This window comes from Lacticaseibacillus thailandensis DSM 22698 = JCM 13996 (assembly GCF_001312865.1).
Classification (GTDB): Bacteria; Bacillota; Bacilli; order Lactobacillales; family Lactobacillaceae; genus Lacticaseibacillus; species Lacticaseibacillus thailandensis.
Window position 1 is genome coordinate 295,516 of sequence record NZ_BBER01000001.1, and the last position, 11,436, is coordinate 306,951.

Consider the following 11,436-nt stretch of genomic DNA (forward strand, 5'->3'; position numbering starts at 1 on the left):
TCGGCAAAACCGACAGTGCTATGATGAAGTTGACGTTGTTAAATAATACGGATTGTAGCGTATACAGTCGCGGGGATGGTGGTAGTGATGCCGGAACACATTTACGGTTTAGTTGTTATTGAAAGCCAAGGGGTCGGGTTTAGCGTGACCAACTTGCAGCAACTTCACAAATTGGACCGCGGGTTTTACCCGGTGGCTATTGGTAGTGATAGTTTTAGCGATAACGTTTTAAGTGTGGAAACCGCCGACGCCTGGAGACAGCTCTCAACACGGTGGTCCGGCTGTTTAAGGATTACGGTGTGGTCGATTATGGTGGGTTCGCCGGTAACGTCTTCTTTGAGGCCAGCAACGCGGAGTTCGTGCGGGACCAGTTATACAACCGGACAGGTGTGTGGTTACAGCAACTCGCCGTATCCGAAGAAACGTATCACCGGGCCAACGCCGTGATGCAGTATTTTCCCCACTTTGACCAGTTAGCCCGGGAGGGAACCCTCCTAATCGATATTGGTGGTGGGACGGTGGAATTGCTGGCCTTCCAGAACGGACAGTTTTGCTTTGCCCGTAACCTGCCACTGGGACCAATCCGCGTGGTGGAGGAACTCAAACAGGTACAACGGACAGAAACTAACTATGTGGCGGTCCTCCGTGATTACATTGATAGCAAGCTGATGAACTTCATTCGGCTGGTGCCTGATCCCCACACCTACCAACACCTGATTATCATGGGTACGGGGCAACACCTGCTGAGTAAGCTCCTTCCCGCTGGCACGGCCAATCAGGAGGTTTTGTCTGCGTTACAACAGGCTTACCAGGTGGTGGTGCCAGCTAGTGACCAGTTGCTGGCCGAGCGTTATGGGTTGAATAGTGCCGAGCTCGACCAAGTGTTACCGACGGTGCTATTGGTTCACGAACTGGTAGCGAACTTGCGAATCCAGCACGTGTGGACCAGTAGTATTGACCTGCTCGATGGCTTAGCGGTTAACGCCGCCATCAACGCCGACAGCCGGGCCATTAAGTTTGACCATACCAGCATCATTCGGGCAAGTGCGACGTGGTTGTCTGATTGGTACCGCGTTGATCAACCCCATCGGGATGCGGTGACCAAGATGGCGTTGCAACTCTTTAACCGGCTCAAGTCCCTGCATGGCTTGGGTAAGCGCGAACGGGTGCTACTGGAAACGGCGGCGCTCCTGGCTGATGTTGGCACTTACATTGATGAACAAGACGTTGGTAGCAACAATGAATACCTGATTCGGGCTACTGACGTCATAGGCCTGTCCATCCACGAACAGCGTATGGTCGCACTGATCACGCATATCTATACGAGCCACAAACCGGGGTGTACTTGTCAATGGACAACGGGTTGCGCCGGGCGGAGCGGGTAGCGGCCGCCAAGTTAGCGTCATTGCTGCGCATGGCGGACGCGTTGGATGCGTCCCGTCGGCAAAAGGTACAGCAACTGCGTGTGTCGTTACGGGGCGGGCGGCTCGGGATCACCGTGACCAGCCAGGATAACGTTGACCTGGAGCGGTGGTCGTTTACCAGCCGGAGTCAGTTTTTCGAGTCCGTTTTTGGTATTCCGGTTGATTTTAAGTGGAGGAACGTACAATGAGTGCAAAGTTGAAACTAGATAACCCCAAATTTTATACCAACCGGGAATTATCGTGGTTAGCGTTTAATGACCGGGTACTGGAGGAAGCGCGTGACGCCAATAACCCCCTGTTTGAGCGGGTGAGTTTTCTGGCCATCACGCAAAGCAACCTGGACGAATTCTTCAACGTTCGGGTTGCCTCGCTCCGCAAAATGGTGTCGGTCAAGTATAACGAACCCGACGCTGCGGGTATGACCCCCAAAGAGCAGCTGAAGGCGATCAGCAAGCAAGCACACGCGATGGTCGCCAAGCAGTACCGGACGCTGACCCGGTCGTTGTTACCATCGTTACGGCACCGGCACATTTTGCTGCACGGGGTGGACGAATTAACGGTTGCTCAGCACGACTTTTTAGCCGATTACTTTCGGCAGGAGGTCTTTCCCATCCTGACGCCGTTGGCGGTGGATGCGTCGCGGCCGTTTCCGTTTCTTTCTGATGGCAGTATGAATATGGCCATCCGTTTGACCCGGCCAGATGCCGATGGCAAGCACCACACCGAATTTGCGACCGTTCAGGTACCGCACGGTGTGCCCCGGGTGATTCACTTACCGGGTGGCGATGAGTTCGTGCTACTGGAAGACGTTATTCGGGCCTTCATTGACGATTTATTTATCGGCGCTACGATCAAGGAAACAGCCATGTTCCGCGTAACGCGGGACATGGGCCTCGACGTGGATGAAGCCGACGCGTCGGACCTGATTAAGGAAGTCCAATCCCAACTGAAAAAGCGGGAGCGGGGCCGCGTGATGCGTCTGGAAGTGGACGCGGGGATGAGTAAGCGGTTGGTGCGGTACTTGACCAAGCAGATGCGGATTGACGATGATGACGTGTATGCCATCAACGGCCCTATTGACCTGACCTTCTTGAAGCAGATCATCAAGCGGGTCCATGCCACCCCGGACGTGGTATACCCTGAACACACGCCCTACTTGAATCCAGTGTTGCAACACCAAAATATTTTTGACGTGATTCGACAGCAGGATGTGTTCGTGCACTTACCGTACGATAGTTTTGCCCCGGTGACGGAGTTTATTCACCAGGCCGCGGTGGATCCGCAAGTGTTGGCAGTCAAGATGACCCTTTACCGTGTTTCCAGCCAGTCACCCATCATTAAATACCTTAAGCAAGCCGCCAATAACGGCAAACAGGTCACGGTATTGGTCGAACTAAAGGCCCGGTTTGATGAAGAGAACAATGTCCACTGGGCCCGTGAACTAGAGGAAGCGGGTTGTCACGTAATCTACGGCTTGGTGGGTCTCAAGACCCACTGCAAGTTGACGCTGATCGTGCGGCGGGACGAAGATGGTATTCGTCGGTACATGCACATGGCGACGGGTAATTACAACGACGTGACTGCCCGGCTGTACACGGATATGGGGTTGTTTACCTGCAACACGGAAATTGGCGTTGATGCCTCCAGTATCTTCAACATGCTCAGCGGTTTTTCGGAACCACCTTTCTTCCACAAGCTGGCCATTAGTCCCGATGGCATCAAGGATTTTCTCAGTGACCAAATTGATGCGGAAATTGCCGAGGCCCAAGCGGGACGGAAGGCCATTATTTGGATGAAGATGAATTCCTTGTCCAACCCCCACATGATCCGGAAGTTGTACGCGGCATCAGCCGCCGGGGTGCAGGTCCACCTGTTGGTTCGGGGTATCTGTGACCTCAAAGTAGGGATCCCCGGCGTGTCCACCAACATCACGGTGCACTCGATCGTGGGCCGGTTCCTGGAACATAGCCGCGTGTATTACTTTTACGCGGCGGGTGCGGAACATGTATACTTGTCCTCAGCGGACCTGATGACGCGGAATTTAAAGCGCCGGGTGGAGATTTTGTTTCCCATCCTGCAGGACAATATTCGGGTCCACTTACTTCAGATTTTTGACCTGATGTGGTCCGATACGGTCAAAACGCGGGTGTTACAACCAGACGATACTTGGCAACGGGTCGACGGGCGTGGGCGCCCGGGGTTGGACGTGCAGGCATACTTTGTCGAACACGCCGAGCAGATGAGTCAAGAACTGTTGCCGGTACCCGCACCCAGGGCCGCAGTCACCAATGATGGTCAGGGGATGCGGTTCACGCCGCTTCAGTCGCCTGATGATCGGAAAACAGGAAGGACAGGTTCACGTGCATGACACACTTTGCAGTTATTGATTTAGGCAGTAATTCGGTGCGGCTGTCGGTCTGGTCGGTTAAAGCGGACGGCCAGCCCGTGGCGGAGACCAAAGCCAAAGAAATGGTCCGTTTGTCGGAGGATATGGGGGACGAGATGACCCTCAAGGAGCCGGCCATTGCGCGAACCATCGCCGCCCTGCAAAAGTTTAAGGCCATTTATAGTCCTCTGGAAGACCTAACCATCAAGGCGTATGCCACCGCCGCTACCCGCCAAGCGAAGAACCAGAAGAAGTTCCTCAAGCGCGTACAGGACGAGGTGGGCCTGCAAATCGAGGTTATTCCGGGTGTGCGTGAGGCCGAACTGGATTACGTGGGGGTGATCAACACCCTCAACGTTCAAAGCGGCCTGATTATGGACACTGGTGGGGCCTCGACGGAGCTTGTGCTGGTGCAAAACCGCCAGCTTGAACACCGCATCAGCATCCCGTTTGGTTCCGTGAACCTGACCGAACACTTTGTGCATCACGACCCGATTACGCCGGGCGACTTGTTTCGGTTGTGGTCGTCCGTGACCAACGTGTTTAATGGCATTTGGTGGTTACGGGAGGCGCAAAACCTACCGATTATCGCCCTGGGCGGCTCGAATCGGACCTTGGCCAAGGTGCAACGCCGCAAGCACCATTTCCGCAACTTTGAAGATATTCATGGGTTCCGTATGCTCAGTCGCAACGTAAACCGTGTCTTTGCGGAAATTGTGGATGCTGACGTGGAGGCACGGAAGGCGATTCCGGGCCTGTCGCGGGACCGGGCAGACATTATCGTGGCCGGGCTGGTGCCCGTGGTGACGATGTTGCGGTTTATTGACGCAGATAAGATCATCTTCTCGCAGAACGGTTTACGTGAAGGCGCCTTGTATGAATACCTGCAGGGGACCCAGCGGGTGGCCGCGGATGAAAACGTCGTGGACGAAACGTTAACCGACTTTACTGTTGACGACTAGTGATTATAAGCCAATCAAACGTGGTATTACGCAAACGAATAGCCGTTGTTAGCGTCACGTCATAACAATTGACGTCACGCTAACAACGGCTTTTTGTGTGGTTGCAGGTCGTTAATTATTGGTGTCGACGCACCCGGCAGTCAGCAACCAAACCAGGAGGATTTCCACTAGGGCAATGATGACTACCGCCAACAGCGCGTGCGTCGTACCGAGGACGGTACCATGTGCCAAGTTGTGGGCGCTACTTTGTCCTGCTGCCACTAAGGCCGAGGCCATGCTCGTACCCACAGCCGCGGTAAATTGCTGAGCCGTGTTGAAGATAGCATTACCATCGGTTTGCGTGGTTGACGCTATCTGTTGGAGCCCGGTCGTCATGAGGTTACCCATACTGATACCGATACCGATCATCACCAGAATGTATAACACCACGATGCGGGAATTAGTCAACCCGGTCGCACTTAGTAGCATGCCGCCAACACCCACGAGGCTGATAATGCTCCCCAGGCGCAGTGGCAGTTTGGGGCCATTGTGGTCCAGTAAGCGGCCGCCAATGGGCGCCATAATGGCGCCAATAGCCGCGCCCGGTAATACCACCAGCCCCGCGAGGAGGGCGGTGTTGCCGTTGACCAGCTGAATGTAGTTGGGTAAAACGAACGATAGGGCCAGCGCAATAATTTGCAGGCAGGCAAAGCTGAGCAGGCTGATGGTGAATAGTGGTTGTTTGAACAGTCCTAACCGGATGAGTGGGTGCTCCAGTTGGTGTGACCGCCAGACAAACACGAGCAGGGCAATCACGCCCACCGCCATGACACCGGCTACGGGCCAACTGGCAAAGGCGACGTTGCCGATGTTGCTGAGACCGTAAATGAGGCCGCAAAACGTGATCACGATTGTCACCACGCTGGGGGCATCAATGTTTGCCGGTTCCGGTGCCTGTTTTTGTTCAATGCAGAACAGGCCGAGAATCAGGGCAAAGATGAGCAGCGGTAGGAGGATGGCAAAGATGTAACGCCAGTTGAGGGTGGACACGATCAGCCCGCCAAACGTGGGACCGATGGCGGGGGCCACGCCGGTAATGAGTGTCCCGACGCCCATCATGGTACCAACTTTGCTACGGGGCACCTGTTCCAAAATGATGTTAAACATCAGTGGCAGGGCCACCCCGGTGCCTAGGCCCTGAATTCCGCGACCTAAAAGGAGGACAGCAAAGCTGGGCGCGATACCATCGAGAATGATCCCGATAATGAACAGCGTGATGGCGACGAGAAACAGGCTCCGGGTCCGGAAGCGCCGTTTGAGGGTGGCGGACAGCGGTACCATTGAGGCGACGACCAGCAGGTAGAGGGTGGTCAACCACTGGACCTCGTTGGTGGTGATATTGAATTCGCGCATCAGGGTCGGAAAGGTGATGTTCATGGCGGTTTCCACGATGACCCCGCAGAAGGACATCAGGCCGGTCGCCACAATGGCCCCGATGACGCGTGGGCGAATTTTATCGGCCACTGTGTTGATCACCTCCGTTAATTTGAATGAAGCGGTCGAGCATCCGCACAATGAGGCGTTGCTCTGCCGGCGTAAATTCGGCGTCAATGGTGGCTTGTTGTTGCGCAATGTAGTTGGCAACATGTTGTTCGAGACGTAAAGCCTTGGCGGTTAGGGTAACCTCTTTTTGACGGGCATCGCGTGCAGCTGGTTACCGGTGAATGAGTGCTGCCCGCTCCATGCGTTGTAGAGCCACGGTGGCGGTGGAGCGCTGAATGTTAAATTCGCGTTCAATGTCACGTTGCAGTACCCGTTTGTGGGTACCAATAAAGTCGATGATCGACATTTGGGTACCAGTGAGGCCAAATTGCTTGGCGTACTGGTCCATTGATTGGTTCATTTGGTTAGTGGCGTGCTTAATGATTTTACCAAGTGTGGGCATAATCAGTGCCTCCTTTTGTTAGCAAGCTAACGAATATTATAGCAAACCAAGCAATTCATGCAAGGATGAATTGCCGTGACTTTGAGTGTGGGGCACGTGTGGGTTAACCCCTAACTGCCACCAGGTTGCAAGGGGATTGCCGTGGGCCAGTATGTGGTGCATTCTTGCCACAGTTGTTATAATGAACTGCGTACCGGGAGCGCAACTAGTGGTCCCGACTTCAACGCGGCGGTGTAACCGTGGCCCGCCCAGATGGGAGTATCAGATGCTAATTCATCATAGTGAGCGTCCACGAAACTTATGGGCACTTCTCCAGCCCCCGAGCGTGGTGCTGGGGCCGACGAGTGCAAATTAAGTCAAAGACGAGGAGTAAGTAAACATGATTGAAGCAATTAATTTGAAGGCCGGAATGGCGTTTGAGAAGGATGGTAAGTTGATCAAGGTGCTATTTACCAACCACCACAAACCTGGCAAGGGTAACACCGTGATGCAGATGAAGTTGTACGACGTGCGTTCCGGGGCGATCGTGCAGACGACCATGCGGCCAACCGAAAAGGTGGAGCAGGCGGTCCTGGATAAGAAGCAGGCGCAGTTCCTGTACAGTCAGGACGACACCGCTTACTTTATGGATACGGAAACTTATGATCAGTACGAACTGCCAATTGCCAGCATCAGTGACGAGATGAAATTCCTGTTGCCAGATACTATGGTGGAGATTGAATTCTACGGTAACGAGGTGATTGGAATCACGTTGCCAAGCACGGTTACTCTGGCCGTTAAGGAAACCAGCCCAGCTATCAAGGGAGCTACGGTCTCTGGTGGTGGCAAGCCGGCTACTTTGGAGACGGGACTAGTAGTGCAGGTGCCGGACTTCATCAAGGAAGGCGACAAGCTGATCATCAATACGGACCGCGGAGGCACTTACGCCAAGCGGGCCGATTAACCACCAACGTGAATTGACGGACACCCCACGCGGATGATGTTGTTTGTGTGGGGTGTTTTTGACGTTGTCGACGGTGCGAGCGGATGGTGCACTCTGGCAGTGCGTACCACGTAAAAATTGGTCTACAAACCGTTAACGGCATGGTGAATATGATAATATGACACTAGACCAAGCAGTGGCTTGGTACTATCATACCGGGCATAATCCCGATAATTAGGAGAGTGTTTTTGCATGGATGATTCTGCGCAACCAAGTCCTCAACGGGATGAGCAAGACGTGGATAAACCACCTTTATGGCAACTTGATGCCGACCAGATACGGGCGCGTTACGGCACGGACACCACCAATGGTTTGACCGACGCCCAAGTCCAGAAATTGCGCCAGCGTTATGGCTTCAACGAGCTGACCGCGAAAAAGCAGTCGCGGTTGCTGCGCTTTTTGCGTCAGTTTAATGACAGTATCAATTACATTTTAGCTGGTGCGGCCGTGCTGACGTTATTGATGCAGCACTGGTCGGACTCGTTTGTTATCTTCTTAGTGATTTTGGCAAACGCGTTTATTGGTTACTTCCAGGAAGTTTCCGCGGATAACGCGCTGGCGAAGATCCAAGAGTTGCTGGTTTCCCAGAACTTTGTGTTCCGTAACGGGGTGAAGTTGGAATTACCGTCACGTGAACTGGTCCCTGGTGATTTGGTGCAGTTGGAAGCGGGCGACGCGGTGCCGGCGGATATGCGGTTGATTGCCGCCGATAACTTAGCAGCGCAAGAGTCGATTCTGACCGGTGAGACTAACTCGGTGGCGAAAACCGAAGAGCCCATCACGGCGGCTGAATTACCATTGGCGGAGCGGACCAACATGGTTTACGCGTCGACCGACATCACGCAGGGCTCCGGCCTGGGCGTGGTGGTGGCGACGGCCGCTGATTCGGAAATCGGCCACATTCAAACTAGTGTTAAAGCAATTAAATCGAAACCCACCCGCTGGTCCAGAATCTGAACCGGCTGGGGTTAGGGCTATCGCTGGCTATCGTGGCGGTAGCGATCATCCTCTTTATCGGGGGGATGATGACCCACATCTACAGCCTCCCGACTTTGACTATTGCCGTGATTACCATGGTCGTGGGTTCCATGCCGGAAGGACTGCCAGCTAGCACCTCGGTGGTGCTGGCGATGGGAACGCGGCAGTTGACACGGAAGAACGCCATTGTAAAGACGTTACCCGCTGTGGAAACCCTAGGTGCTGTGGATATCGTCAATACGGATAAAACCGGGACGCTGACTAAAAATGAAATGACGGTAACGGATGTTGCCATCCCGGGTCAGGACTTCACGGTTTCCGGCGTGGGTTACGACGCGGATGGCACGTTATTGGACGCCGCGGGACAGCCGGTGGATTGGCGGCAGAATGATCGCCTAAGCTGGTTGGTGCGCATCGCTGGTGAAACTTCAGACGCCCAGTTCCACGAGGAGGACGGTCAGTGGCAGTTGACCGGGGAACCAACGGACGGGGCGCTGACCGCTCTATACCACAAGCTTGACGGGCGTGCGCCGGATGTTGATGAAATTGATTCGTTACCGTTTGACTCACAATTCCGCTATTCTGCCCGACTGGCCGATGTTGACGGGCAGCGGGTGCTGATGGTCAAAGGTGCACCGCAAACCCTTGCTCGGTTGATTCGGGAGCACGGGGGTCAGGTACAAGGTGATGCTTTGGCCGCGACCATCACGCGGTTTGCCCAGCAAGGTAAACGCGTGGTCGGACTCGCGCGTCAGTTTGTCGCTCCTGACGTGACAACCATTGATCAGAGCCAAATTGGCCAGGACATGGAGCTGATTGGGTTGGTGGGCATCATTGATCCGCCCCGGCCTGAAGTTGCGGCTTCCGTGCAGCAGCTCCGGTATGCGGGTATCAAGGTGAAGATGATTACCGGGGATGACCCGGAAACCGCCGCAGCCATTGCCCAGCAGTTGAACTTGGGTGAGGACGTCAAGGCAATTACCGGACCCGAGCTAGACAAAATGAGTGATGCGGAGCTAGACCGCGAAATCGGTCAGTACACCGTCTTTGCCCGCGCAACGCCAGCGGAAAAGTTACGAATCGTGCAATCGCAGCAGCGTAATGGCCACGTGGTCGCGATGACGGGTGACGGGGTCAACGACGCACCCGCCTTGAAGCAGGCGGACATTGGGGTTGCCATGGGAATCAAGGGTACCGACGTCGCCAAAGGGGCGGCGGACATGGTGCTCGCCAATGACGACTTTACGACCATCCAAACCGCCGTCAAGGAAGGCCGACACGTGTTCGACAACATCCGTAAAACGATTCGGTACCTGCTACCCACGAGTTTTGCCGAAGGTTTTGTCGTGGTACTCAGCATGTTGCTGGGGCAAGAGTTACCGTTGTATCCCACGCAATTGTTGTGGATCAACATGGTTTCCGCGTTGACCATTCAGTTTGCGTTTATTTTTGAACCGCCAGATGAAGGAATCATGTCCCGCGGGCCGCGTAACGTCCGTGAGGGGATCATTACCAAGTCAGGGGCGGTCGAAATTGCCTTCGTGGCACTGATGATTTCTGGTTTGGGAATTTATATTTACGACCTGCTGACGAGCATTGGTTTCAGTCACGTGGTCGGCAGTACCGTTACGCTCCAGGTGATTATTTTTGGTAAGGTATTCTACCTGTTTAACTTGCGGACGGAGCACCCGGTTTTCTCACGCTACCTCTTCCAAAACAAGATGGCGTTCTGGATTATCGGCGTCCTAATGTTGTTACAGTGTGGGATTATCTACCTGCCGTTCATGCAGGATGTGTTCCGCACCACGACGGTGGGCTTCGCCGTGGGTTGGGGCATCCCCATTGTGGCTGGTCTGATCGTGATGACGGTTATGGAAGTGTGGAAGTTTGTCCGCACGACCTACCAACACCACGTAGGCCGCGTTCACGACAAAATGGAAATCAAAGATTAATCCAGCCGTATTGACTTGGCCACCCCTGTGCTCGATGGGGTGGCCTTTGTTGTGCACCTCACCGCTAAGCTCAAACCCGCTGGTAGTGGCTTGCGGCAGGGCGGGGACAATGGGATAATTAGGGTTAATGAAAACGGAGGGTGTAAAAGGTGACAAAACTGTATTTTGTGCGACACGGAAAGACGGAGTGGAATCTGGAGGGACGTTACCAAGGCGCATTTGGTGATTCACCACTATTGCCAGAAAGTTACGTTCAGGTTCACGCGTTGGCCAAGTACCTGAACGATCAGCACATTCACTTTGACCACGCCTACGTGAGTCCACTCAAGCGCACCCGGACCACCGCGATTGAACTAATGACCCATTTGGATCAGACCGACATTCCGCTGACCATTTTACCCGCCCTGCGCGAATTCAATTTGGGCCTAATGGAAGGTCAGAGCTTTGAATCCGTTGCCGCGCGCTTTCCCCGCGAGCTCAAAGCGTTTCGGCACGCACCAGCCGACTACGATCCGTCCGCCCTGCACGGGGAGACCTTTGACCAACTCCTCGAACGGATGACCCCACCCATCCAGGAAATCGTTGCTAACGATTACATGGGCAACTCTAACTACCTTTTTATCGGGCATGGCGCCTCATTAGCGGCGCTTATTCAACACCTGGTGGGTACCCTGGTCGCTGATTTACGCAAGGATGGCGGGTTGACCAACAGTAGTTTGACCACCGTGCAAGCGGATGGCCCCGCGCTGCCGTACCACATGGTGCACTGGAACGACACGCACTTCCTGCCGGGCAAGCGGACCGCCACCGATACCATTTAGTCACAGC

The 11,436-nt window shown here is 54.4% G+C and carries 8 protein-coding genes and 1 pseudogene; 7 read left to right on the top strand and 2 right to left on the bottom strand.

The genetic code is table 11. The features are described from left to right. Window positions 1-251 precede the first annotated feature (251 nt). Genes JCM13996_RS01515 through JCM13996_RS01530 form a run of 4 tightly spaced genes read left to right on the top strand, consistent with a single transcriptional unit; the run spans window position 252 to window position 4,772 of the window. Window positions 252-1,385, top strand: a complete 1,134-nt coding sequence (locus tag JCM13996_RS01515; protein ID WP_082383750.1) for a Ppx/GppA phosphatase family protein — start codon at window positions 252-254, stop codon at window positions 1,383-1,385. Beyond that, window positions 1,352-1,612: a hypothetical protein gene (locus JCM13996_RS01520; RefSeq protein WP_054749331.1), complete on the top strand. Its 261-nt coding sequence runs from the start codon at window positions 1,352-1,354 to the stop codon at window positions 1,610-1,612. Before JCM13996_RS01515 ends, JCM13996_RS01520 begins: the two co-directional genes overlap by 34 nt. Continuing rightward, the gene (locus tag JCM13996_RS01525) at window positions 1,609-3,792 is read left to right on the top strand and encodes an RNA degradosome polyphosphate kinase (RefSeq protein ID WP_054749332.1); all 2,184 of its coding nucleotides are present in this window, start codon (window positions 1,609-1,611) and stop codon (window positions 3,790-3,792) included. The genes JCM13996_RS01520 and JCM13996_RS01525 overlap by 4 nt, the downstream gene beginning before the upstream one ends. Continuing rightward, on the top strand, window positions 3,789-4,772 hold the full coding sequence (locus JCM13996_RS01530) for a Ppx/GppA family phosphatase (RefSeq protein WP_054749333.1): 984 nt from the start codon (window positions 3,789-3,791) through the stop codon (window positions 4,770-4,772). Before JCM13996_RS01525 ends, JCM13996_RS01530 begins: the two co-directional genes overlap by 4 nt. Before the next feature lie 111 nt (window positions 4,773-4,883). Here the strand turns inward: JCM13996_RS01530 and JCM13996_RS01535 are convergent, their stop codons facing one another. Together JCM13996_RS01535 and JCM13996_RS11385 are read right to left on the bottom strand one after the other, a co-directional pair. Beyond that, window positions 4,884-6,284: an MFS transporter gene (locus JCM13996_RS01535; protein ID WP_054749661.1), complete on the bottom strand. Its 1,401-nt coding sequence runs from the start codon at window positions 6,282-6,284 to the stop codon at window positions 4,884-4,886. A 181-nt stretch (window positions 6,285-6,465) separates the two neighbouring features. Further along, the gene (locus JCM13996_RS11385) at window positions 6,466-6,696 is read right to left on the bottom strand and encodes a MarR family winged helix-turn-helix transcriptional regulator (RefSeq protein ID WP_225353401.1); all 231 of its coding nucleotides are present in this window, start codon (window positions 6,694-6,696) and stop codon (window positions 6,466-6,468) included. 379 nt (window positions 6,697-7,075) lie between these two features. On the opposite strand from JCM13996_RS11385, the gene efp reads away from it, so the two are divergent. The 3 genes and pseudogenes from efp (at window position 7,076) to JCM13996_RS01555 (ending at window position 11,429) form a co-directional block, all read left to right on the top strand. Continuing rightward, entirely contained in the window at window positions 7,076-7,639 is a 564-nt protein-coding gene (efp, locus tag JCM13996_RS01545; RefSeq protein ID WP_054749334.1) for an elongation factor P, read from the top strand. A gap of 231 nt (window positions 7,640-7,870) precedes the next feature. Continuing rightward, a pseudogene (locus tag JCM13996_RS01550) lies at window positions 7,871-10,608 on the top strand (HAD-IC family P-type ATPase). Between the two features lie 149 nt (window positions 10,609-10,757). Beyond that, the gene (locus JCM13996_RS01555) at window positions 10,758-11,429 is read left to right on the top strand and encodes a histidine phosphatase family protein (protein WP_054749335.1); all 672 of its coding nucleotides are present in this window, start codon (window positions 10,758-10,760) and stop codon (window positions 11,427-11,429) included. Window positions 11,430-11,436: the final 7 nt, after the last annotated feature.

Coding starts and splice junctions, on each gene's coding strand:
- JCM13996_RS01520 (WP_054749331.1), top strand. CDS start 1,352: ATGGACAACGGGTTGCGCCGGGCGGAGCGGGTAGCGGCCGCCAAGTTA.
- JCM13996_RS01525 (WP_054749332.1), top strand. CDS start 1,609: ATGAGTGCAAAGTTGAAACTAGATAACCCCAAATTTTATACCAACCGG.
- JCM13996_RS01530 (WP_054749333.1), top strand. CDS start 3,789: ATGACACACTTTGCAGTTATTGATTTAGGCAGTAATTCGGTGCGGCTG.
- JCM13996_RS11385 (WP_225353401.1), bottom strand. CDS start 6,696: ATGCCCACACTTGGTAAAATCATTAAGCACGCCACTAACCAAATGAAC.
- efp (WP_054749334.1), top strand. CDS start 7,076: ATGATTGAAGCAATTAATTTGAAGGCCGGAATGGCGTTTGAGAAGGAT.